Origin of the sequence: Sphingobium aquiterrae, from assembly GCF_037154135.1 — a bacterium.
In the GTDB taxonomy this organism is placed as follows: Bacteria; Pseudomonadota; Alphaproteobacteria; order Sphingomonadales; family Sphingomonadaceae; genus Sphingobium; species Sphingobium aquiterrae.
The window spans coordinates 45787-68345 of record NZ_JBANFL010000022.1; the positions used below are offsets into that span (position 1 = coordinate 45787).

Consider the following 22559-nt stretch of genomic DNA (forward strand, 5'->3'; position numbering starts at 1 on the left):
GCGGCCTCAGCCATGACGAAGATCGGCCTCTACCACCGGGATGGCCTGCGGCGTGCCGACATCGAACCACAGCCCCTGATGCGACACGCCATAGGCGCGGCCGGCCGCAATCGCCCGGTTCCACAGGACATTGGTGGAAAAGGCCGGGCCGGGCGGATCGACCAGCAGTCGCGGCGACAGGATCTGGACGCCGGTGAACACGAAGGGCGCAACCCTGCCCGGCCGCCTGCGGCTGAGCTTCCCCATCGCATCCATGTGGAAATCGCCGGGGCCGTTATGACAGGTGGCGCGGGCATGGGGCACCAGCAGCAGCAGCGCGTCCATCCGGTCGTCATCCCACAGGTCGCGCAGCAAGGCGATGCTGTCGCGCGGCCCGTCGATCCACAGATTGTCGCTGTTGGCACAGAGGAAGGCCTGATCGCCCAGCAACTCGCGCGCCTTCATCAGGCCGCCGCCGGTTTCCAGCAATTGAGACCGCTCATCGGAAATGAGCAGCCGCATGGGCAGATGCCGGGCGCGCAGATGCGCTTCCACGGTGTCGGCGAGATAATGGACGTTGACGACCACGGTTTCGATGCCGCCCGCTTGCAGACGGTCCAGCGCATGGTCGATCAGCGCCTTGCCCGCCACCTTCACCAGCGGCTTGGGCCGCGTCGCGGTTAGGGGGCGCATCCGCTTGCCCAGGCCCGCCGCCATCAGCATGGCGGTCGTGATGCCGCCCCCGTTGCCATTGCTCATGCGCGGGGCACGCCCGCCAGCGCATCATAGCGCTTGTCCGGTGGGATATTGGCCGCAAACCACGCGGCCACCGGCGCCAGCGCCGGATGGGCGAGGTCGCGCTCCACAAGACCCCACATGCGCGGCAGGAAATCCAGATAGCGGGGTTTTCCATCGCGCTGCCACAGGCGCGTGAAGATGCCGATGATCTTCGCGTTGCGCTGCGCGCCCAGCACCGCATAGGCGGCATCGAAATCCCCCGTCGGCTGCGCCAGCACCTTGTACCGGGCCAGCATGGCCTGCTCGACGGCGGGGGAGACGTCGCGCCGTGCGTCCTGCAGCAGCGAGACGAGGTCATAGGCCGGATGGCCCACCAGCGCGTCCTGGAAATCCAGCAGGCCAAGGCCATGGGCGGCGCCCCGACGGTCGATCAGCATGATGTTTTCGGCATGATAATCCCGCAATACCGTCACCCTGGGCGCATCGTCCCGCTCGACAAGGGGCAATACCGCATCCCATGCCGCGATATAGCCGTCCACATCCACGGACAGGCCGGCCGCCGGGCAATACCATTCGGTCAGCAGCTGCGCCTCGCGCTGATAAACCGCCCGGTCATAGGGCGGCGCATCCACAGGCGGCAGGCGATGCAGGTCCGCCAGCAGCGACACCGCCCGGTCATAGATCGCCAGTTCGTCGGCCGGGCTGGCATCCACATATTCGCGGACACGGATGTCGCCGAAATCCTCCAGCAGCACGAGGCCATGGTTCAGATCGCGGCCATAGATCGCCGGCGCGGCAAAGCCATGCGCCACCAGATGCTCGGCAATCGCCAGAAAGGGGCGCGGGTCTTCGTGCGGCGGCGGCGCATCCATCAGCACGGCACGCCGATCCCCGTCCACGACGCGGAAATAGCGGCGGAAGGAGGCATCGCCGGCAAGCGGCAGGATATCCGCCCCTGCCCAGCCCGCGCTGGCGAGGAACAGAGGGGCGGCGTCGGGGGGGGTCATGATCGGAAGGGCCATCGCTGTCTCCAAGCCTCCGGCATCCGCGCTGTCAAGCGTCGTCCGCCATCCGGCAGCACCGCGATGTCGAGGATGAGTGCGTGGGGCCACAGCCTGTCGCCCAGCCGTTCGGGCCATTCGATCAGCAGAACGCCATCGGCCAGATAATCGTCCAGCCCCAGTTCCTCGGCATCTTCCGGCGCATCCAGCCTGTAGAGGTCGACATGGGCGACCGGCAGGCGGACGAGCGACGGATCATAGGGCTGGACGATCGCGAAGGTCGGGCTGGGCGCTTCCTCGGCCAGGCCCAGCGCGGCCAGCATCCCGCGGGCGAATGTGGTCTTCCCCGCGCCCAGATCGCCGTTCAGCGCGATGACGTCCCCCGGGCGCAGGGCATCGGCCAGAACGCCCCCTGCCCGCAGCATGGCCTCTTCTCCCGCCAGGATCAGCGGCGGCGCCTCAACCACGGGGCAGTTCCATCGTCACCAATGTCCCTTCCCCGGGCTCGGACATGACGCTCAACGTCCCGCCATGGGCCTCCACCAGCTGGCGGGCCAGCGGCAGGCCGAGGTCGAGCGTCTCGCCCCGGTCGGGCCGCGCATCGAGGATCATCCCCGGGCCGTCATCGGACACGATCAGGCGCGCCATGCGCTGGTTGCCGTCGCCATGCAGCAGTACCCGGGCGCCGGTCGGCAGGGTGCGCACGGCATTGCCCAGCAGCTTGTCGAGCGCCTGCGCGATCCGCCGCGCATCGCCGGTCATGCCGCCCAGCGAGGGCTTGAGGTCGACCACGAGGTTCAGGCCGCGTTCCTTCGCCTCCGCCGCGATCCGCTCGGCGCTGTCCCGGGCGAGGGCCGCCAGGTCCACAGGCGCCAGCTCCAGCTCCAGCGCCCCGGCCTCGCCCTGCGCCAGATCCAGCACATTGTCGATCAGCATGGTCAGCTTGTCCGTGCTCTGGGTGATGGCATCGACATATTCGGCGGCGGTCGGCGGCAGTTCGCCCGCATAACCCTTCTGCATCATCTCCGCGAAGCCGGCGATGGACGTCAGCGGGGTGCGCAGGTCGTAGCTGATATTGCCGAGGAACGCCGTCTTGATCCGGTCCGCCTCTTCCAGCGCCTCGTTCCTGTCGCGCAGTACCTGCTCCATGCGGCGGCTGTCGGTCACGTCGAGCATGGTGAACAGCGCATTGCCGTCGGGCAAGGGGATGGCGGCGAAATCGAAACTGGTGCCGTCGGCAAAGGCCACGCGGCCGCCGCGCTGCTTGCGCTCCAGCGTGGCGGCCCGCACCAGTTCGCGCACGATGCTCGCCTGATGCGGCTTCACCAGACGTTTGGCGACCTTCTGCATCAGCACGTCGATGCGCGGATGGGCCGCCAATATGTCCTCATCGACCTGCCAGATCTTGCGGAACCGGCTGTTCCACAGATGCAGCCTGCCGTCGGACGAGAAGACGCCGATGGCCTCGAACAGATTGTCGAAGGTCGCGGTGCGCACCCGCAGCAGCGTGTCGCGCGCACTGGAAAGCTGGACCGCCTCCGTGCGATCCTCGAAGATCATGAGCAGGCCGCCGTCGGGCAGCGGCTGGGCAAAGACGCGCAGATGCGTGCCGTCCGCCAGCAGCCAGTTCTCCTCGCGCGCTTCGGGCGACAGGAACCAGTCGCGCCGCTCCGCGCGCCATGCCGGAAAGTCGCGATGCTCGGGCATGCGCCCGGCCTCGCGCATCCGGTCCAGCACGCGCTCGAACTCGGGCTGCTCGGCCAGATGGTCGGGCTGTAGCCCGAACAGGCTCATGAACGGCTGGTTCCAGAAGCGGATGGTGCGATCGGCCCCGAATTGCGCCACGCCGGCAGACAGGCGATCCAGCATGTCGCGCTGCGCCGCCGCCATCCGGCGGTTTTCCGCGCGCGCCTGCTCCAGCTCATACATGTCGATGGCAAAGCCGGCGATCCCGGCGGCCCCCAGTGGCACATCCACCACGCGCATCACGCGCCTGATCCCGTCGATCGTCGCGGGGACCAGCCGGGCAAGCGGCTCGCCGGATTCCGCCGCCCGCGCCGCCGCCGCCATCGGCGATTGCCCGTTCACAGCCTCCACCAGTTCGATTCCCTGGGCGATCACCGCCTGCGCCGATTCGGCGTCCACCGCCTTCACATAGGCGCTGTTGATCAGCGCAAGGCGCAGGTCGGGCCGCCTGTGCCACATCGGCAGCGGCGCCGATTCGATCAGGCCCGAAAGCGATTCGAGCGCGGAGCGCAGCTGCTCGCGCTCTGCCTGCAGGTTATTGATTTCCGACTGGCTTTCGGTAGCGTCGAACACCCAGAGGATGACACTGCCCGGCGCCGCAAGATCGGACGAGGCCGGGGCGCCCCGGATCATCATCGTCCGCGCGGAGCCCACCGCCTTGACCGGACGGGCAAAGCTCTTGCCCGCCCGCTGTGCCGAAGCGATGTCGCGCGCCAACGCCTCGGCATCCTCGGGGCGCAGCTCGCCGTCCTTGGCGGTCAGTTCCGACGCAAAGGTCAGCGGTCGCTCGCGGCCGATCCAGCTGGCCAGCCGTTCGCTCCCTTCCAACCGTCCATCCGGGCGGATCATCACCGGCAGCGCGGGCGCCGATTGCAACAGGCTGCCCAGCCGTTCCGCCTGATTGCGCGCGCTCGCCCCCGCGCCACGCATGCGCATGCCGCTGTAAACCGCCCAGACCGAACCCGCGAGCCACAGCGCCAGCAGGCCGCCAGTCACAAGCATCGCCATGGTCGAAAGCCCGAGCATCGGTTCTATCGCACCCATTCTGCACAGGGGTTGCCCGCGCGCGCGTCCGTTCCGCCCCTGTCCATCCTGCCCTGCATGGGGTGGGACTAGCCTAAAGCCCCGCCAGCGGGAAGGCGCAGATGCACACAAAAAGAGGAGGATGCGACAGATGCCGCATCCTCCTCCCTTTATTCACGATGGACGCCGAAGCGCGATCAGTAGCGATAATGATCCGGCTTGAACGGGCCTTCGGTCGACACGCCGATATAGGCAGCCTGCTTCTCGGTCAGCTTGGAGAGCTTGACGCCCAGCTTTTCCAGGTGAAGCGCGGCGACCTTCTCGTCCAGATGCTTGGGCAGCACATAGACGTCGTTCTTGTAGGTCTCGCTCTTGGTCCACAGCTCGATCTGCGCCAGCACCTGGTTGGTGAAGCTGGAGGACATGACGAAGCTGGGGTGGCCGGTGGCGCAGCCCAGGTTCACCAGGCGGCCCTTGGCAAGGACGATGATCTGCTTGCCGTCGGGGAATTCGACCAGATCGACCTGCGGCTTGATCTCGGTCCACTTCATGTTGTTGAGGCCGGCGATCTGGATCTCGCTGTCGAAGTGACCGATGTTGGACACGATCGCCATCGGCTTCATCGCGCGCATGTGATCGACGGTGATGACGTCGGCATTGCCGGTCGCGGTCACGAAGATGTCGGCGCGGGTGGCCGCTTCTTCCATGGTCACGACTTCAAAGCCTTCCATCGCCGCCTGCAGCGCGCAGATCGGGTCGACTTCGGTCACGAGCACGCGGGCGCCGCCATTGCGCAGCGACTGGGCACTGCCCTTGCCGACATCGCCGAAGCCGGCAACGCAGGCGATCTTACCGGCGAGCATGACGTCGGTCGCGCGACGGATCGCGTCGACCAGCGATTCCTTGCAGCCATAAAGGTTGTCGAACTTTGACTTGGTGACGCTGTCGTTCACGTTGATCGCCGGGAAAGGCAGCTTGCCGGCCTTCGACAGCTCGTACAGGCGGTGGACGCCAGTCGTGGTCTCTTCCGACACGCCCTTGATGGCTTCGACCGTCTTGGTCAGGAAGCCAGGGCGTTCGGCCAGAACGCGCTTGAGCACGGCGACGAAGATTTCCTCTTCCTCGTTGGTCGGCGTGAACAGCTCTTCACCGGCCTCGACGCGCGCGCCCCACAGGGCAAACATGGTGGCGTCGCCGCCGTCGTCCAGGATCAGGTTGCAGGTCTCGCCATTGCCGGTCCAGTCGAAGATGCGCTCGACATAATCCCAATATTCCTGGAGCGTCTCGCCCTTGACGGCAAACACGGGAATACCGGCGGCGGCGATGGCGGCGGCGGCATGGTCCTGCGTCGAGAAGATGTTGCAGGTCGCCCAGCGCACTTCGGCACCCAGCGCCACCAGCGTCTCGATGAGCACGGCGGTCTGGATCGTCATGTGCAGCGAACCGGTGATGCGCGCGCCCTTCAGCGGCTGCGCTGCGCCGAATTCCTGGCGCAGCGCCATCAGGCCCGGCATTTCGGTTTCGGCGATATCAATTTCCTTGCGGCCGAAATCGGCGAGGCTCAGGTCCTTGATGACATAGTCGGTCGTGATGGCGGCAGGTGCGGTGGCCACGCAATATCTCCATGATTGTGCCCATGTCGGGCAAGATGGCCGCCGATCATGCATGACTGGCGGCGATTGGCGCTTCTCTACCAACCCCGCCGACGCGAATCAACTCAATATAAAGATTTCTTTATGTGGCTTCATATAGCCTCGCGCCTGTGCCGTCCGCGCGCTCAGGCCGACCCGGCCTGCCCGACCAGATGGCTGGCATCGATGCCACTGGCAGCGAACGCCGCCTCCCAGCGCCGGGATATCGGCAGGTCGAACATCCCGGCGAGCGAATCGCCGCCCAGGAACCAGCCGTGCCCGGTCATTTCCCGCTCCAGCTGCCCCGCCCCCCAGCCGGCATAGCCAAGCGCGATCAGATAATGGCGGGGACCATCGCCGCGCGCGATCGCCTGCAAGATGCCGAGCGACCCGGAAAGCCCCCAGCTGCCGCCGGCAGCCAGCACGCCGTCGCCCTGCCAGTCCAGGGAATGCAGCACAAATCCCCGCTGCGGCTCCACCGGCCCGCCGCGCAGGACCGGCGTATCGGGAATGCCGCCCGGATCGATCGCGAAGCTGCGCAACAGTTCGTGGATGCCAAGATCGTCCACCGGCGTGCCGATATCGATCCCCAGCGCGCCATCGCCGTCATGGGCGCACAGCGCAATGACGGCACGATCGAAATTGACGTCGCCGATGCCGGGCATCGCCAGCAGCAAATGGCCAGGATAGAATGTGGGCAGGTCCATGGCGCCAACATAGGCGCTACACGGCCCCGGGCCAATGGCCGCCATGCACGAAGCCATGCATTGGCGCGATGCGGCTTGACAGAATAGCGATGAGGGACGACCTGACCCTTGCCATGGGGCAGGTCCGCGCACCGTCGAGCCCCCGATTATCAGCCCCAGAGAAAGGATGCCGCCAATGACGATCGCAAAGGGCGACACGCTGCCCCAGACCACATTCACCACCATGACCGCCAACGGGCCGGAGCCGGTGGAAAGCGCCAGCTATTTCGCGGGCCGCAAGGTCGCTCTGTTCTCCGTGCCGGGCGCCTTCACCCCCACCTGCTCGGCCAAGCATCTGCCCGGCTTCATCGACAAGGCCGCCGAGCTGAAGGCCAAGGGGATAGACGAGATCGCCTGCACCGCCGTCAACGACGCCTTTGTCATGGGCGCATGGGGCAAGGGCGCCGGCGCCGAGGGTGCCGTCACCATGCTGGCGGACGGCAATGGCGCCTTCGCCAAGGCTGTCGGCCTGGAAATGGACGGCAGCAAGTTCGGCATGGGCACGCGCGGCCAGCGCTTCTCGATGATCGTAGACAATGGCGTCATCACCGAACTGAACGTCGAGGCGCCGGGCGATTTCAAGCTGTCGTCCGCCGAATATATGCTGGGCCAGCTTTAACGCCCCCAGCGCTGACTGCGATGCGGCGCCGAGGCGGCGGGGATAGGCCCCGGCGCCTCGGCTTCGTTCATTTCGGCGGCATATGATAAAATTTGTTACGCCCCTCTCTTTCTGCCGGCATGTTTCCGCGATATCAGGGGAGATGACACAGAATTTTGGCCATGCGATCGTCGCGCAGCTCGACGCGATCTACCAGCAGTCGATCGCCTCTTTGCGCGAAGCGATGCAGGAATATGCCCGCAGCGGCGCGACCCCGCCGCCCAGCACGCGGGGCGACCGCACCTTCTGCTACCCCGAATTACGGATCATCCATCGTGGCGAAGGCGACATGCCGCCGCCGGGCCGATCCTTCGCACGGCTTTCCAATCCCGGCCGCTATGTGACGACAGTCACGCGACCGGCGATGTTCGCCGATTATCTGGCCGAACAGATCGACCTTCTGGTGCGCGACTATGGCGTCGCGGTGGAAGTGGGCCGCAGCGCCCAGCAAATCCCCTTCCCCTATGTACTCGACGGGCTGGACATGAGCGCGCTGGACGGCGTGCCGCCCACGGAGCTGGCCCGCCATTTCCCCGCGACCGAGCTGGCCGAAATCGGGGACGAGATCGCCGACGGCCTGTTCACGCCGCCTTCGGGCACCGTGCGTCCGCTCGCCCTGTTCGACGGGCTACGCACCGATTTCTCGCTGGCCCGGCTCAAGCACTATACCGGCACCCCCGCCGAGCATGTGCAGCGCTACATCCTGTTCACCAACTATCATCGCTATGTGGACGAGTTCGTCGCATGGGCCTGCGCGGAACTGCAGAAGCCCGACAGCCGCTTCACCGCGCTGTCCGGGGCCGGCGGCGTCTATGTGACGCCCGAAACCGCCGATCCGGCGCAGATGATCGCCGACAGCGCGTGGCGCAGGCACCAGATGCCGGCCTATCACCTGATCGCGCCGGACCGCAGCGGGATCACGCTGGTCAATATCGGCGTCGGCCCGTCCAACGCGAAGACGATCTGCGATCATCTTGCCGTCGTGCGGCCGGAAGCTTGGCTGATGATCGGCCATTGCGGCGGCCTGCGCCCCAGCCAGCGGATCGGCGACTATGTGCTCGCCCACGCCTATCTGCGCGACGATCATGTGCTGGACGACGTGCTGCCGCCCGAAATCCCGGTGCCGGCCATCGCCGAAGTGCAACTCGCCATGGCGCACGCCGCCGAGGAGATATTGGGTGACGGCAATGGCGACATGAAGCGCCGCCTGCGCACCGGCACCGTGGTCACGACCGACGACCGCAACTGGGAACTGCGCTATTCCAAGTCCGCCCTGCGCTTCAGCCTGTCCCGCGCGGTCGGCATCGACATGGAGTCCGCGACCATCGCGGCGCAGGGCTATCGCTTCCGCGTCCCCTATGGCACGCTGCTCTGCGTCTCCGACAAGCCCATCCATGGCGAATTGAAGCTGCCGGGACAGGCCAACCGCTTCTATGAAGAGGCGATTGCCGGGCATCTGCGCATCGGCCTGCGCACCTGCGAACTGCTGCGGGAAGCGGGCGCCAGCCTGCACAGCCGCAAGCTGCGCGCCTTCAACGAACCACCCTTCCGCTGATCCACCGACCGGGGCGAGCGGATCAGCCGGCGAGGAAGTCGGCGATCGTCTGCCCCAGTTCGGGCCTGGTGACGCAGCTCATATGGGTACCGGGCACCCAGTGCAGCGCCGCGTCGGGCAGCGCCTCGACCAACGCCTCGGGCGATCCATTGTCCCGATCCTCGGTGCCGCAGACGACCGCCACCGGCATGGCCACGCCGGCAAGCCCGGTCGGATCGACATCGCCGAAGCTGCGCAGCAGCAATGCGGCGGCAACCGGATCGACCTTCATCGATTTCATGAACTGGGCGCTCAGCCAGCGCGGATCGCCGCGCTTGATCGTGTCGCGTTCCGCGATGACATCCAGGAAGAAGTCCCGCCGCTTCGCCCAGCCGGACAGCCCCTGCAGCCCCATGCCGCCGAGCACCACGCGGCGCGGTTTCAACCCTTGTTCCAGCAACAAGACGCTTGTCCGGGCACCCAGCGAAAAGCCGCCCAGGTCGAAATCCGCAAGGTCAAGGGCATCGACCAGCGCCAGCACGTCCTTCGCCAGCACATCGGGCGGATAGTCGGCGGGGTCATGCGGCGCGGCGCTTTCCCCGTGGACGCGGAAATCCGGCATGACGACCCGGAAGCCGCGCGCCGCGATCGTCGCGGCATGGCCATATTTGATCCAGTTGGTGTTGGCGTTCGAGAACAGGCCATGCAGCAGCAGCACCGGCCGCCCCTCGCCCAGTTGATGCACCGCCAGCGGCGTACCGCCAAAACCCTCGACCATCGCCGTCGTCACTTCATGCACGATATCGTCCCTATCGTTTCAATGTGGCAGCTTCGCTGTTGCCGCGGAGCGATATGCAGCGAACGCCATGATGTCGAGCGCCGGCTGCGCAGAAACATGAAACGGCGCCCCGACCCAAAGGCCGAAGCGCCGCATATCCCGATGCAATCAGGAGTTGGCGGCGATGGAAATGTCCACCGCCGCCATCATGATATTCAGCCCTTTTTCAGGTGCCGGCGGCCCAGAAGCTCCGCGATCTGCACCGCGTTCAGCGCCGCGCCCTTGCGCAGATTGTCGCTGACGCACCACAGCGCCAGGCCGTTTTCCACGGTCGGGTCTTCGCGCACCCGGCTGACGAAGGTCGCATAGTCGCCCACGCATTCCACCGGGGTGACATATCCGCCGTCCTCGCGCTTGTCGACCAGCATGATGCCGGGCGCCTCGCGCAGGATCGACTGCGCCTTCTTCGCCGAAATCTCGTGCTCGAACTCGATATTCAGCGACTCGCTATGGCCGACGAACACGGGCACGCGCACGCAGGTCGCCGTCACCTTGATCTTGGGATCGAGGATCTTCTTGGTCTCGACCACCATCTTCCATTCTTCCTTGGTGTAGCCATCGTCCAGGAAGACGTCGATGTGCGGGATCACGTTGAAGGCGATCTGCTTGGTGAACTTCCTGGCTTCCGCCGGATCGCCCACGAAGATGTTGCGCGACTGCTCGAACAGCTCGTCCATGCCCGCCTTGCCCGCGCCGGACACCGACTGATAGGTCGAGACGACGACGCGCTTGATCGTCGCGGCATCATGCAGCGGCTTCAACGCCACCACCATCTGCGCGGTCGAGCAGTTGGGGTTGGCGATGATGTTCTTCTTCTTGTAGCCGTCGATCGCGTCCGGGTTCACCTCGGGCACGATCAGCGGCACGTCCGGGTCCATGCGGTAGAGCGACGAATTGTCGATCACCACGCAGCCGGCCGCCGCCGCCTTGGGCGCATATTCCGCCGTCGGGCCGGAGCCCGCCGCGAACAGCGCCATATCCCATCCGGTGAAATCGAAATGTTCGATATTCTTGCATTTCAGGGTTTTGCCGGTGTCGCCAAAGTCAATCGACAGGCCGGTCGAGCGCGGCGATGCAACAGCGGCAATCTCGTCGATCGGGAATTCCCGCTCGGCCAGAATGGTCAGCATTTCGCGGCCCACATTCCCCGTGGCACCAACGACGACGACCCGGTAACCCATCATAATCTCCAGACAGTCAGATTGAGGAGCATGGCGCATAGCGCCCTTGGACGGATTGTCCAGAGCAGCTTTGCTTCACTATCGCATAGAAGCGGTTCGGGCGCCCTGTCATTTCCTGATCGACAAGGCGCCCGAAATTTTATTGCGTCGGCGTGGCGGGCGCCGTGCCATCGGCGGGCATGGGCGCCGCCACCGGTGCCGCAGCGACCATCCCGCCCTTCTTCAGCACCTTTTCGTCCAGGAAATCCTCGATGGTCTTCCACAGATGCACGCTGATCCCAGGCCCGCCGACGCGATGCGTCTGGCCGGGATACAGCATCGTCTGGAACGGCACCGCGCCCTGCTGCATCTTCGTCATGAAGCGGGTCGAGTTGTCCAGCACCACATTGTCGTCCGACATGCCGTGGAGCAGCAGCAACGGGTCGCTGATCTTCGTCGCGTCCAGCAACGCGCCCGACGCCGGATAGGCGCTGTCCTTCGCCTTGGGATCGCCCAGATAACGTTCGGTATAATGGGTGTCGTACAGCGTCCAGTCCGTCACCGGCGCACCGGCAATCGCGGCGGCGAAGACGCCATGCGACTTTTCCAGCAGTTTCAGCGACATATAGCCGCCATAGGACCAGCCGAAGGTCGCGATCTTGCTGGCGTCCACAAAGGGTTGCGTGCGCAGGAACTCGGCGCCGGCCAACTGGTCCTCGACCTCCACCGTACCCATGGCATGCCAGATCTGATCCTCGAACTCCTTGCCGCGATTATAGGAGCCGCGATTGTCGATCTGGAAATAGATCCAGCCCTTGTCGACCAGATATTGCGGCCGCCCGCCCTGCCAGCCGCGCGTCACCTGCTGGCCGGTGCCGGGGCCGCCATAATGTTCGAAGAACACGGGGTAGAGCTTGCCCGGTTCCAGCGGCGGGGTGATCATCTCCCAATAGAGCGTGGTGCCGTCCTTCGCCTTGATCGTGCCGAACTTCGTTTCCTGATGGCTGGCAAGGAAGGGGAAATAGGGGTGCCCCTCCACCACCGCATTCTCGTTGATCCAGCTGATCTTCTGGCCGGTGATGTCGGCCAGATAGGTCTGGGACGGCTGCCTGGGGTTGGAACGGCTGATGATGAAACGCGTCGCGGCATCGTCCATGCTGGCCGCATTCCACCAGCCCGGCTCGGTCAGCCGGGTGACGCTGCCCGGCTTGCCGATCTCGACGCTGTAGAGGTGATGCTCCAGCGGATCGTCCTTGTTTCCCATGAAGTAGATCAGGCCCTTGGCCTCATCCACGCCGACCAGCTTCGTCGTCACCCACGCCCCCCTGGTCAACTGGCTCCAGCGGCCATTGGCGAAGCGGTAGAAGTGATTGTAGCCGTCCCGCTCGGACTGCCACAGGAAGCTGCCGTCCTTCATCTGGCGGAAGGCGTCGTTCAGGTTGATCCAGCTCTTCGCCGCCGCTTTCTCGGTGAAAAGAATGGACGACTTGCCGGTGAGCGGATCGACCTTCAGCACATCCAGCCTGGTCTGCGCCCGGTTCTCGCGCTGGACATACAGCGTCTTGCCGTCCCGCGCCCAATCGACGCGAGCCAGGTAGATATCGGCATCGGTGCCCAGGTCGACCTTCACCGACTTGCTGCCATCGGGCCGCATGACATACAGGTCCACGGTGACATTGGGTGTGCCCGCCGCCGGATAGCGCTGGTCATAGACCTTGGTGCCGTCCGCGCCGATCGCCGCGCGGGTGACGACGCCCACGGGCGCCTCGTCGAACCGCTCGATCGCGACCAGCGTGTCGCCGGGCGCCCACCAATAGCCGGTGCGGCGATCCATCTCCTCCTGCGCGACGAATTCCGCCTCGCCCCAATGCACGGTGCCGCCGCCATCGGTGGTGATCTGCGACGCATTGCCGCCCGACAGCTTCTGCACATACAGATTCTGCTCGCGCACGAAGCTGATATAGGCGCCCGCCGGGCTGACGGCCGCGTTCAACTCGCCTTCCGGCGTCGCGGTCAAGCGGCGGACATTGCCGTCCAACGTCGCCAGATACAGGTCGCCGTCCAGCGGCACCAGGATCGACTTGCCATCGGGCGCCCAGTCATAGGCGACGATGCCCTTGCTGCCGCCGATGCGCGCGCGTTCCCGCTGCATCTTTTCCGCCTCGGACAGTTCGGCACCCGTGCCGACCTTGGCCGAATCGACCAGCATCCGCTCGGCCCCGGTCTTCGTGTCGATGGCCCACAGGTCCAGCCGTTCCCTGTCGTCCGGCCGTGGTTTCAGCAGCGTCAGCAGCGCCCCATCGGGGGAAAGACGCAAGGCGCGCGGCTGCGATCCGGAAAGGTCGGGGCTGGCGAACAGCCGCTCCAACGTCAACGGCGTCGGCGCGGGGACGGGCGCAGGGATAGGCGCGGCCACGGGCATCGCCTCCACCGGCGGCAGTGCCTGCTGGGGCGATGGGACTGGCGCCTGCTGCTGGGCAAGCGCGCCCGAAGCAAAGGCAAAGGAGGCAAGCGCGCCCATGGCAGCGCCGCGCATCAGGCTGGCGATCACGAAAAACCCTTTCAGATATTCTGTACGTTGCGCGGGACCTTAGAGCATTTTCCAGCCGGTTGTCTTCATCTGGCGGCACGGAAAATGCGGCGAGCAAAAGATGCACGGATCATGCGCGCGCCGCTCGAACGATGACGCCGAGGGGGCCTGACGGATGCCTGTCTGATGCGCGGCATGGCCACTGGGCCATGGTGGGCGCGGCAAGGATTGAACTTGCGACCCCACCCGTGTGAAGGGTGTGCTCTACCACTGAGCTACGCGCCCCCGAAGGGAGGACGCCGCCATTGGCAGCAGCGTGGCGGCAAGTCAAGCACTGCCGCGCAGACATGCGCAAAATGCCCCTTCATGCGGCAGTCAGTTTCGCCTAGATAAGATAAGGCATCGGCCGAAATGCCGGCACCATCGCATCATGAAGCAGAATCAGGACCACCGATGACCGCCATCAAGAAGATCGCCACCCTTTCCGTCATTGCCGGCATGTTTGCGCTTGCTGCGTGCAACACGGTGGAAGGCGTTGGTCAGGACATCCAATCCGTCGGGCACAAAGGCAAGGAAGTCATCAAATAAGGGCTGGGAATAAAAAGCAGCCGAACGAATTCCCCATAGTGCCATGTGGCTGGCCGCGCTTCGCGCCAGCCACGGCCGGATCGACTGTTATTGCAGGGCCATTATTGCAGGGCCGTGCCGGAAAGATCGCCCGAATCCCGGCGCAAACGCACACCGTCGCAATCCGCTTCGCCGCAGTCGCAGGCCTCCAGCGCATAACGAACACCACACATCACCAGCGTATCGCCTTCGTCAAAGGCATAGTTGGCGATGCCCGAACGTTCGATCTTTTCCTGCGCTCTTGCCCTCAGCGACATATCGGAGTCCTCCCGAGTCGATGATTAACAATGTGTTTATTGCATCGCAGCATGTCAATTGGTCTGGATTGACAATAGTCTCCCAAACGGATCGATGCACCGCAATGAAACAACGGCATGGCGCAGCCTTGCTCCACATCGCCACGCCCATGGCATTCGAGGCGGCTTGCGCGCACCTTCCCGACATCCCATATGCGCGCCATGAGCGGAGAAGCACACGGCATGCTGCAATGGCATGGCACCACCATCGTCTCGGTCCGCAAGGGCGGAAAGGTCGTCGTCGCGGGCGACGGCCAGGTCAGCATGGGCCAGACAGTCATGAAACCCAATGCCCGCAAGGTCAGGCGCCTGCACGACGGATCGGTGATCGGCGGTTTCGCCGGCGCCACGGCGGACGCCTTCACCCTGTTCGAACGGCTGGAAGCGAAGCTGGAGCGGCATAACGGCCAGTTGATGCGCGCCGCTGTCGAGCTGGCGAAGGACTGGCGCACCGACAAATATCTGCGCAACCTGGAGGCGATGATGATCGTCGCCGACAAGGAGGTGACGCTGATCCTGACAGGCAATGGCGACGTGCTGGAGCCGGTGGGCGGCATCGCGGCGATCGGATCGGGCGGCAACTATGCCCTTTCGGCGGCGCGCGCGCTCACCGACTATGAAGACAATGCCGAAACCATCGCGCGCAAGGCGATGGCCATCGCGGCGGAAGTGTGCGTCTATACCAACGACCAGCTGACCGTGGAGACGCTGGACGCGGTCGCCTGACACGCATTTGCGGGCTAAGCTTTCCTGACCTTCGGTTCGTTTCCGGACTTTTCGAGACCCTTTTTCATGAACGACAATCTGACCCCAAAGGCCATCGTCGCCGCACTTGACGCGCATATCATCGGCCAGGCCGACGCCAAGCGCGCCGTTGCCGTCGCCCTGCGCAACCGCTGGCGCCGGCAACATCTCGATCCCGATCTGCGCGACGAGGTGACGCCCAAGAACATCCTGATGATCGGCCCCACGGGCTGCGGCAAGACCGAGATCAGCCGCCGCCTCGCCAAGCTGGCCGACGCGCCCTTCGTCAAGGTGGAGGCCACCAAGTTCACCGAAGTCGGCTATGTCGGCCGCGACGTGGAGCAGATCGCCCGCGACCTGGTGGAGGAAGCCGTGCGCCTGGAGCGTGACCGCCGCCGCGAATCCGTGCGCGAGGCAGCGTCCGACGCCGCTATGGCGCGCCTGCTGGATGCGCTGACCGGCAAGGACGCGAGCGAGGCCACCCGCCTCTCCTTCCGCCAGCGGATCGAAGCCGGGCAGATGAACGATGTCGAGGTCGAGGTGGACGTCGCCGACGCGCCCTCCATGCCGATGGAAATCCCCGGCATGGGCGGTCAGGTCGGCATGATCAACCTGTCCGACATGATGAGCAAGGCGTTCGGCCAGCAACAGAAGAAGCGCCGCAAGCTGCGCGTCGCCGATGCATGGGACAAGCTGGTCGAGGAGGAGCAGGACAAGCGCCTGGACCAGGACGATGTCGCCCGCGTTGCGCTCACCAATGCCGAACAGAACGGCATCGTCTTCCTGGATGAGATCGACAAGATCGCGGTCAGCGACGTGCGCGGCGGCTCCGTCAGCCGCGAAGGCGTGCAGCGCGACCTGCTGCCGCTGATCGAGGGCACGACGGTCGCCACCAAATATGGCCCGCTCAAGACCGACCATATCCTGTTCATCGCATCGGGCGCCTTCCATGTCGCCAAGCCCAGCGACCTGCTGCCCGAGCTTCAGGGCCGCCTGCCGATCCGGGTCGAGCTGAAGGCGCTGAGCGAGGATGATTTCGTCGCGATCCTGTCGGACACCAAGGCCAGCCTTGCGACCCAATATCGCGCATTGCTGGCGACGGAAGGCGTGACCATCGACCTGACGACAGACGGTATCCGCGCCATCGCCCGCCTTGCCGCCGAGGTGAACGAGCAGATCGAGAATATCGGGGCCCGCCGCCTGCAGACGGTGATGGAGAAGCTGCTGGAGGACATCAGCTTCGAGGCGGAGGATCGCGTCGGCGAAACGCTGGTGGTCGATGCCGCCTATGTCCACAAGCAGCTGAGCGGCATCGCGAAGAACACCGATCTCAGCCGCTTCGTGCTCTGAGGGAGGCCCCGCAACCGCCATGTCGATCGCCTTGCTGACGCGCTATTATGCCGCCTTCAACGCGCATGACAGCGCCGCGATGCTGGACCTGTTGGCGCAGGATGTCGTGCATGAACCCTGCCAGGGCCAGCCACGCCATGGCAGGGCGCAGTTCCGCGCCTTCCTCGCCCATATGGACGACTGCTATCGCGAGCAGGTGATCGACCCTGCCCTGTTCGTGAGCGAGGACGGCACGCGCGGCGCGGCCGAATTCATGCTGGAGGGCGCATATCTGAAGACCGATGGCGATCTGCCGTCCGCGAAAGGGCAGCGCTATCGGTTGAGGGTCGGCACCTTCTTCGCCTTCGCCGAGGGCCAGATCACCCGCGTCACCAACCATTATAACCTGCAGGACTGGATCGATCAGATCTCGGCCTGATCGATCCCCGTTCCGGCGGCGCTACTTCCCGGCCGCCACGCCATCGGGCAGCACCACGGCCGACCAGCTCTTGCTGCCGACCAGATATTTCGCCGCCAGCGCCTGAATGTCCGCCGGCGTCACATTCAATATCTCGCTCGCCATCGTCTTCATCGCGTCGACATAGCGCGGGTCGCGGGTCGCGCCCTCCATCTGCGACATCCAGAAGGCGTTGCCGGTGCTGGCGCGCGAGAGCAGCTGGCGCATCGGCGCCACCGCCCGCTGAAGCTCGTCATCGCTGACCGGATGCGCGGCAAGGTCCGCCGCCGTTTCATTGGTGAGCGTGAAGAAATAGCCGATGCTGGCGGGCTTCACCTGGCTGCTCACCAGCACATAGCCGCCCTTGTCGAAGGCGAAGGGCCAGTTGTTGACAACGCTGGGCGAATAGGCCGCGCCGTCGGTGGAGCGCAGCTTCTCGAACAGGCGATCGTTGAAGATGCGGGCGAGGATCTCCAGCTGCCGCGATTCCTTGCGCGCGGCAAAGCCCCCCGCCGTCGGCCATGCGACGACAGCCGCCGCCTGATCCTTGTCGCCGCTATGGTGCAGGACGACCGGCTGCACATCATGCGCCGGGAAGCGCATGCTACGGTTGGCGGCCGGCACCGGCGGTTCCTTGCGCGGTGGCAGGGCGCCAAAGGTCGCCCCGACCGCGGCGATCGCCTCATCGGGGTTGACCTGCCCGAACACCTGCACCTCGATCGGCCCTTCGGCCAGGATCGGTTCCCATGCGGCGCGGAAAGCCGCCGGCGTCAACGCGTTGATCTCTGCCTTGTCCGGCGTGCGATAGCGGACATCCTTGTCGTGCAGCAGCCATTCCAGATCGCGCGTCAGCACGCCGTCCGGCGCCGATGAAATGGTGTCATAGGCCGCCGACATGCCCGCCTTCATCCGGGCGATCGGCGCCGCATCCCAGCGCGGAAAACCCAGTTTCGCAGCGAACAGGCGCAACTGGTCGCGATAGTCCGCCGGCCGCGTGACCGCCGAAAATTCGAAGGCATCGTCGTCGATCGCAAAATCGAAGCCAAGGCGGCGGCCATTGGTCAGGTCGTCCAGCTCCCGCTGCCCCAGCTTGCCGATGCCGCTCGCCACCAGCCCATAATTGCCGGCCCAGCTCGCCACCTTGCGCGTGGGCGAGAAATCCTGCTGGCCATGGCCGAACCGCACATTGATGCGGACCTTCTCGGTCTCGGCATCATTGGCGAACAGCGTCATCTTCACGCCGTTGGAAAAGGTGATCATCTCCATGCCCAGCGCGCCGACCGGCACGCGCGAAACGACCTTCGCCTGTGTCCCGAGCGGCGGCAGGTCGTCCATGGTGACGGTGCCGTCGGCAAGCCGCGCGCCCTTGGCCGCCGCCACCGTCGCGGCGAGCGTCGCGGCCAGCTTTTCCTGCGCGCCCGGCTGGGCCGCGGGGAGCAGCAGTTGGGCGCGCACGACGTCGGACGTGAACAGGCGGCGGGTCGAATCCAGCATCGCCTCGGGCGTCATGCCGGGCTTGCCGGTGCGGAAGATGTCGAGCGCGGCCTGCGGGCTGACGGTGGTCTCGCGGATATCCACCGCGCTCACCAGATCCCATGCCTGCTTGGACCCGGCCTCCGTATCCTGATTTTCCACCTGGATCGCCAGCGCGGTGTCGAACTGCGCATATTCGCGGTCGATCTCGGCCTGCGTCGGCGGTGTCGTGCGGGCGTCCTCGATGATGGCGCGCACATCAGACAGGGCCTTCGCCCAGTCATTGCCGACCGGCACGATCGATATGAAGGTGCCGTCCACCGATCGGCTGACATCCTGCTGATCGACGCTGGCCTGCAGGAAGCTGCCCCCTGCCCGCGCCGCCTGCTCCAGCCGGCGGTTGATCATCTGCAGCGCCAGCATGTCGGTCAGCTTGGCCTGGTTATAGACGATGGTGTCGGCCCGCGGTTTCCAGGGGCGCAGGAACGCCAGGCTGATCGCGGTGGGAATGCCCGGCTCCACCGTCACCGCCGTCGCCGGCCCGCTCTTGTCCGGCATGCCGAAATCGGGCAGCGTCTCGACCTTGCCCGGCACGTTCCATGCCCCGAAATGCTTCTTGATCAGCGCTTCCATCTCGGCTGGGTCGATATCCCCCGCGACCGAGATCACGGCGTTTTCGGGGCGATACCAGCGGGTGTGGAATGCCTCCATCGCCGCCGTGGTCGCCGCGTTCAGCGTTGCCGTCGTGCCGATGGGCGAATGGGTGCCCAGCGGCTGGCCGGCGAAGAAGAAGGAGCGGGTCGCATCGCCCACGCGCGTCTGCGCATTGGTGCCTTCGCGCATTTCGGCGAGCACCACGGAGCGTTCCGCGTTCACGGCGCTGTCGACGATATTGGGGTCGGTCATCATGCCCGAAAGGATCTTCAGGCTTTCATCGATGCCTTCCGGGCTCGCCTGCGGCAGGTCGAGGGCATAGGTCGTGCCGGTAGGCGTCGTCTGCGCATTGCTGTCGCTGCCGAAGGTCACGCCCAGCCGCTGCCAGATGCGCTTCGATTCGCCGTCGGGCACATGGCGCGATCCCCGGAAGGTCAGATGCTCCATGAAATGCGCGAAGCCCAGTTCATCGGGCTTTTCCGCCAACGAACCCGCGTCGATGCGCAGGCGAATGGCGACCTGCCCCGGCGGCACGCCATTGCGGCGGATGGCATAGCGCAGGCCGTTGGGCAGTTCGCCGAAATGCCAGGCGGCATCTATGGGGACATCGCTGTTTTCGTAAAGCCAGGGGCGTTTGGCGGCCCCCGTCTGCGCGGGCACAATCTGGGTCGCCGTGGGTGTGGCAACCGGCTTTTCGGCGACCGCCGGCTGCGCGATGCCGGCAAGGACCAGGGCGAGGAGTGGAAGCGCCTGAAGGGCGCGCCGTGGGTCAAATGTCATAGGGCACGGACCCTAACGCCATTTTTATGAATGGCCACTGACAATTAGGCCATCCCCACCGGACAGGTCGCCGCGATGTCATTATCGCAATTCTCGACCGGTGAGGCCGGTGGGGCCGGTGCCGTCCGGCAGCCGGCCCCACGCATCATGCTATTCGTTCAGCGGCACTCGTTCAGCGGCCACCCGAGCGCTGCACCGCGCCGCGATGCGCGCCAACGCCGTTGCTGCGGCGCGGACGGAAGGGACGCTTGGCGCCCTTGTTATCGCCACCGGCGCCCTCCTCGCGCGGCTGCTGGGCACGATGCGCGCGATCGGCATTGCCGCGATTGCCGTCATGCGCGCGGGGCGGACGGCCACCGCCGCCGCCACGGCCCTGATCCCCGCCATCCTTGCGGGCAGCAGGCTTGGGCAGGTTGCGCACGGCTTCGGCGAAATTCTCCGGCAGCGCTACGACATCCAGCTTGATCCGCGTCGTCTTCTCGATGGCGCGCAGATAGGGGCGCTCATCATCCGCCACGAAGCTGATCGCGATGCCCTCTGCCCCGGCGCGCGCGGTGCGGCCGATGCGGTGGACATATTGCTCGGCCACATTGGGCAGCTCGAAATTGATGACATGGCTGACACCCGAGACGTCGATGCCGCGCGCGGCGATATCCGTCGCCACCAGCAGCTTCACATGGCCGTGGCGGAACGCCTGCAGCGCGGCGGTACGCTGCGCCTGGCTCTTATTGCCATGGATCGCGGCGGCCTTGATCCCTGCGCCTTCCAGGAAACGCACGACGCGGTCGGCGCCATGCTTGGTGCGGGTGAAGATCAGGGCGCGGTCGATCTGCTCGTCCTTGACCGTGATCGTCAACAGTGCCTGCTTTTCCGGCTGGCTGACGAAGGTCGCATATTGCTGCACGCGCTCGGCCGTGGTCGATTGCGGGGCAACCGACACCTTGACCGGATCGGTCAGGAACTGCGAGCCCAGATCCGAAATCGCCTGCGGCATGGTAGCCGAGAAGAACAGGCTCTGGCGATCCTTGGGCAGCATCTTGTCGATGCGCTTGATCGCGTGGATGAAGCCCAGGTCCATCATCTGGTCGGCTTCATCGAGCACGAAGATCTCGACATCCTTCAACGTCAGCGCGCGCTGGTCGATCAGGTCGAGCAGGCGGCCGGGCGTTGCGACAAGAATGTCGACGCCGACGCGCAGGCTGTTGATCTGCCGGTTGATCGGCACGCCGCCAAAGACGGTGGCGATCGACAGCTTCATGAAGCGCGCATAGTCGCGAAAGCTGTCGGCGATCTGCGCGGCCAGTTCACGCGTCGGCGACAGCACCAGCATGCGGCAGCCGCGGGCCGGCGTGGCCTTCGGGTTTTCGTGGAAATAATGGAGGCTGGGCAGCGCGAACGCCGCCGTCTTGCCGGTGCCGGTCTGCGCGATGCCGCACAGGTCGCGGCCTTCGAGCAGCGCGGGGATCGCCTGCGCCTGGATCGGGGTCGGCTGCTTGTAGTTCTTGGCGTCGAGCGCCTGCAAAATGGGCTCGGCAAGGCCAAGGTCTTTGAATTCTGTCATGTATGTCACTCATCATGGCCATTGCGCCGGATGCCATGCAAGGACGCACGGGTGACGCAAAGCGGGTTGCGAAACGACCCGCGTGAAAAGGGAAGCCTCAAAGCTGGCGTAGGCTGTCATTGGCCGGTTCCAGACCCTTTGGTCGGAACGATCACGCTACCAATCGCTATCGAAGGAAGACCCCTCGCCGCTACGCTGCGATGCGATATGACCGAAATGGCCATGATTTGCAAGCCCTAGCGCGCCACATGCCGTTCCGGGTCTATATTTCGGTGACGGACAGGGTGAACGAACGCACGCTTCAAGCGGCCCGATCCCAATGCCGCGCTTCCGGGCGTGAATTTCTCCTCGCCCTCGGCCGACGTCGCCATCGGGGGAAATCCGGCACTCAAGCCCTATCTCTCGAAGAATATCGACCTGGGCGTCGAATTGTACACCGGTCGCGAAGGCCTGATCGCGGCGTCCGCGTTCCGCAAGGAACTGACAGGCTTTACGACCAACGGCACGACGACGATCCCTTTCACGGATCTGGCGCAGTACGGGATTACCTATGACACCTTAAATCCCACGCAGCAGGCGGCGATCAATTCCCGTGGCGGTCCGAATGCTGCGACGATCATATTCCAGCAGCAAGTCAATGCCAGTGGCAAGCTGACGGTTAACGGTCTTGAGTTCCAGTGGGTCCAGCCGCTCGATTTCCTCACGGAACGCTTTGGGGTCAAGGGGTTCGGCCTGAATGCCAACGCGACGATCATCGACCAGAAGGGCTCTGGCGCTGCTTGCGGAATCGTTCCTGTATTTGTGCCGACATGCTTGAAAAGGCTCCAAGGCGCGCTGCGTTACATCTGGCGCAGGGCGTGCGCTCATTCTTCGTTGTCGCATCGTTTTTTGCGCAAAACCGGTTCCCACTTTTGCGCACGATGCTCTACGCTGCGGCGGCCAGTTGCTGCCGCAGGTCGTCCAGCGTCTTCTGGATATGCGCCACCGTCAGCGTGCGCAGCCGTTCGAAGTCACGCCCCACCCAGGCATCGAGCATCTGGCGATGCTCCTCGTT

At 65.2% G+C, this 22559-nt stretch carries 19 protein-coding genes and 1 tRNA gene; 7 read left to right on the forward strand and 13 right to left on the reverse strand.

Annotated elements, in window-relative coordinates:
- Nucleotides 1–6: 6 nt before the first annotated feature.
- From WFP78_RS19730 to WFP78_RS19755, 6 genes are all read right to left on the reverse strand, one after another.
- Nucleotides 7–738 carry a nucleotidyltransferase family protein gene (locus WFP78_RS19730; RefSeq protein ID WP_336966040.1) on the reverse strand — a complete coding sequence of 244 codons (732 nt, stop codon included), beginning with the start codon at nucleotides 736–738 and terminating at the stop codon, nucleotides 7–9.
- Nucleotides 735–1724, reverse strand: coding sequence for an aminoglycoside phosphotransferase family protein (locus WFP78_RS19735; protein WP_336966064.1), 990 nt, complete (start codon nucleotides 1722–1724; stop codon nucleotides 735–737). The genes WFP78_RS19730 and WFP78_RS19735 overlap by 4 nt, the downstream gene beginning before the upstream one ends.
- The gene (tsaE, locus tag WFP78_RS19740) at nucleotides 1721–2143 is read right to left on the reverse strand and encodes a tRNA (adenosine(37)-N6)-threonylcarbamoyltransferase complex ATPase subunit type 1 TsaE (RefSeq protein WP_336966066.1); all 423 of its coding nucleotides are present in this window, start codon (nucleotides 2141–2143) and stop codon (nucleotides 1721–1723) included. Before tsaE ends, WFP78_RS19735 begins: the two co-directional genes overlap by 4 nt.
- Nucleotides 2144–2177: 34 nt before the next feature.
- Nucleotides 2178–4490 (reverse strand): PAS domain-containing sensor histidine kinase, encoded by a 2313-nt coding sequence (locus tag WFP78_RS19745; protein WP_336966041.1) that lies wholly within the window; start codon nucleotides 4488–4490, stop codon nucleotides 2178–2180.
- A 194-nt stretch (nucleotides 4491–4684) separates the two neighbouring features.
- Nucleotides 4685–6100 (reverse strand): adenosylhomocysteinase, encoded by a 1416-nt coding sequence (gene ahcY, locus WFP78_RS19750; RefSeq protein ID WP_336966043.1) that lies wholly within the window; start codon nucleotides 6098–6100, stop codon nucleotides 4685–4687.
- Between the two features lie 164 nt (nucleotides 6101–6264).
- Nucleotides 6265–6825 carry a YqgE/AlgH family protein gene (locus tag WFP78_RS19755; RefSeq protein WP_336966044.1) on the reverse strand — a complete coding sequence of 187 codons (561 nt, stop codon included), beginning with the start codon at nucleotides 6823–6825 and terminating at the stop codon, nucleotides 6265–6267.
- Between the two features lie 175 nt (nucleotides 6826–7000).
- Between WFP78_RS19755 and WFP78_RS19760 the strand changes: the two genes are divergently transcribed.
- Together WFP78_RS19760 and WFP78_RS19765 are read left to right on the forward strand one after the other, a co-directional pair.
- On the forward strand, nucleotides 7001–7483 hold the full coding sequence (locus WFP78_RS19760; protein WP_336966046.1) for a peroxiredoxin: 483 nt from the start codon (nucleotides 7001–7003) through the stop codon (nucleotides 7481–7483).
- A gap of 142 nt (nucleotides 7484–7625) precedes the next feature.
- Nucleotides 7626–9077 carry an AMP nucleosidase gene (locus tag WFP78_RS19765; protein ID WP_336966048.1) on the forward strand — a complete coding sequence of 484 codons (1452 nt, stop codon included), beginning with the start codon at nucleotides 7626–7628 and terminating at the stop codon, nucleotides 9075–9077.
- Nucleotides 9078–9099: 22 nt separating this feature from the next.
- On the opposite strand, the gene WFP78_RS19770 is transcribed toward WFP78_RS19765, so the two are convergent.
- The 4 genes from WFP78_RS19770 to WFP78_RS19785 all read right to left on the reverse strand — a co-directional run bounded on the left by WFP78_RS19770 (nucleotide 9100) and on the right by WFP78_RS19785 (nucleotide 13869).
- Entirely contained in the window at nucleotides 9100–9846 is a 747-nt protein-coding gene (locus WFP78_RS19770; RefSeq protein ID WP_419723008.1) for an alpha/beta fold hydrolase, read from the reverse strand.
- Between the two features lie 203 nt (nucleotides 9847–10049).
- Nucleotides 10050–11075, reverse strand: a complete 1026-nt coding sequence (locus WFP78_RS19775) for an aspartate-semialdehyde dehydrogenase (protein ID WP_336966049.1) — start codon at nucleotides 11073–11075, stop codon at nucleotides 10050–10052.
- 139 nt (nucleotides 11076–11214) lie between these two features.
- A complete protein-coding gene (locus WFP78_RS19780) occupies nucleotides 11215–13476 on the reverse strand; it encodes a S9 family peptidase (RefSeq protein ID WP_336966069.1) in 2262 nt (753 codons plus the stop codon).
- Between the two features lie 318 nt (nucleotides 13477–13794).
- Nucleotides 13795–13869, reverse strand: a tRNA-Val gene (locus tag WFP78_RS19785).
- Between the two features lie 168 nt (nucleotides 13870–14037).
- Between WFP78_RS19785 and WFP78_RS19790 the strand changes: the two genes are divergently transcribed.
- Nucleotides 14038–14172, forward strand: a complete 135-nt coding sequence (locus WFP78_RS19790; RefSeq protein WP_419723007.1) for an entericidin A/B family lipoprotein — start codon at nucleotides 14038–14040, stop codon at nucleotides 14170–14172.
- Nucleotides 14173–14273: 101 nt separating this feature from the next.
- Here WFP78_RS19790 and WFP78_RS19795 read toward each other — a convergent pair whose 3' ends face one another.
- A complete protein-coding gene (locus WFP78_RS19795; RefSeq protein ID WP_336966051.1) occupies nucleotides 14274–14468 on the reverse strand; it encodes a hypothetical protein in 195 nt (64 codons plus the stop codon).
- A 222-nt stretch (nucleotides 14469–14690) separates the two neighbouring features.
- On the opposite strand from WFP78_RS19795, the gene hslV reads away from it, so the two are divergent.
- From hslV to WFP78_RS19810, 3 genes are all read left to right on the forward strand, one after another.
- Entirely contained in the window at nucleotides 14691–15233 is a 543-nt protein-coding gene (gene hslV, locus WFP78_RS19800; protein WP_336966071.1) for an ATP-dependent protease subunit HslV, read from the forward strand.
- A 66-nt stretch (nucleotides 15234–15299) separates the two neighbouring features.
- Nucleotides 15300–16601, forward strand: coding sequence for an ATP-dependent protease ATPase subunit HslU (gene hslU / locus WFP78_RS19805; protein WP_336966053.1), 1302 nt, complete (start codon nucleotides 15300–15302; stop codon nucleotides 16599–16601).
- A 19-nt stretch (nucleotides 16602–16620) separates the two neighbouring features.
- Nucleotides 16621–17019 carry a ketosteroid isomerase-related protein gene (locus tag WFP78_RS19810; RefSeq protein WP_336966054.1) on the forward strand — a complete coding sequence of 133 codons (399 nt, stop codon included), beginning with the start codon at nucleotides 16621–16623 and terminating at the stop codon, nucleotides 17017–17019.
- 21 nt (nucleotides 17020–17040) lie between these two features.
- Here WFP78_RS19810 and WFP78_RS19815 read toward each other — a convergent pair whose 3' ends face one another.
- Entirely contained in the window at nucleotides 17041–19944 is a 2904-nt protein-coding gene (locus WFP78_RS19815; RefSeq protein WP_336966056.1) for a M16 family metallopeptidase, read from the reverse strand.
- A 172-nt stretch (nucleotides 19945–20116) separates the two neighbouring features.
- Nucleotides 20117–21505 (reverse strand): DEAD/DEAH box helicase, encoded by a 1389-nt coding sequence (locus tag WFP78_RS19820; RefSeq protein WP_336966058.1) that lies wholly within the window; start codon nucleotides 21503–21505, stop codon nucleotides 20117–20119.
- 336 nt (nucleotides 21506–21841) lie between these two features.
- Here WFP78_RS19820 and WFP78_RS19825 point away from each other — a divergent pair.
- Nucleotides 21842–22559: TonB-dependent receptor domain-containing protein (locus WFP78_RS19825; protein ID WP_336966060.1), on the forward strand; the 718-nt coding region annotated here is incomplete at its 3' end.

Bases quoted from the DNA above. Each gene is read 5' to 3' on its own strand.
- WFP78_RS19730 (WP_336966040.1), bottom strand. From the start codon at position 738: ATGAGCAATGGCAACGGGGGCGGCATCACGACCGCCATGCTGATGGCG.
- WFP78_RS19735 (WP_336966064.1), bottom strand. From the start codon at position 1,724: ATGACCCCCCCCGACGCCGCCCCTCTGTTCCTCGCCAGCGCGGGCTGG.
- tsaE (WP_336966066.1), bottom strand. From the start codon at position 2,143: ATGCTGCGGGCAGGGGGCGTTCTGGCCGATGCCCTGCGCCCGGGGGAC.
- WFP78_RS19745 (WP_336966041.1), bottom strand. From the start codon at position 4,490: ATGCTCGGGCTTTCGACCATGGCGATGCTTGTGACTGGCGGCCTGCTG.
- WFP78_RS19755 (WP_336966044.1), bottom strand. From the start codon at position 6,825: ATGGACCTGCCCACATTCTATCCTGGCCATTTGCTGCTGGCGATGCCC.
- WFP78_RS19760 (WP_336966046.1), top strand. From the start codon at position 7,001: ATGACGATCGCAAAGGGCGACACGCTGCCCCAGACCACATTCACCACC.
- WFP78_RS19765 (WP_336966048.1), top strand. From the start codon at position 7,626: ATGACACAGAATTTTGGCCATGCGATCGTCGCGCAGCTCGACGCGATC.
- WFP78_RS19775 (WP_336966049.1), bottom strand. From the start codon at position 11,075: ATGGGTTACCGGGTCGTCGTCGTTGGTGCCACGGGGAATGTGGGCCGC.
- WFP78_RS19780 (WP_336966069.1), bottom strand. From the start codon at position 13,476: ATGCCCGTGGCCGCGCCTATCCCTGCGCCCGTCCCCGCGCCGACGCCG.
- WFP78_RS19790 (WP_419723007.1), top strand. From the start codon at position 14,038: ATGACCGCCATCAAGAAGATCGCCACCCTTTCCGTCATTGCCGGCATG.
- WFP78_RS19795 (WP_336966051.1), bottom strand. From the start codon at position 14,468: ATGTCGCTGAGGGCAAGAGCGCAGGAAAAGATCGAACGTTCGGGCATC.
- hslV (WP_336966071.1), top strand. From the start codon at position 14,691: ATGCTGCAATGGCATGGCACCACCATCGTCTCGGTCCGCAAGGGCGGA.
- hslU (WP_336966053.1), top strand. From the start codon at position 15,300: ATGAACGACAATCTGACCCCAAAGGCCATCGTCGCCGCACTTGACGCG.
- WFP78_RS19810 (WP_336966054.1), top strand. From the start codon at position 16,621: ATGTCGATCGCCTTGCTGACGCGCTATTATGCCGCCTTCAACGCGCAT.
- WFP78_RS19815 (WP_336966056.1), bottom strand. From the start codon at position 19,944: ATGACATTTGACCCACGGCGCGCCCTTCAGGCGCTTCCACTCCTCGCC.
- WFP78_RS19820 (WP_336966058.1), bottom strand. From the start codon at position 21,505: ATGACAGAATTCAAAGACCTTGGCCTTGCCGAGCCCATTTTGCAGGCG.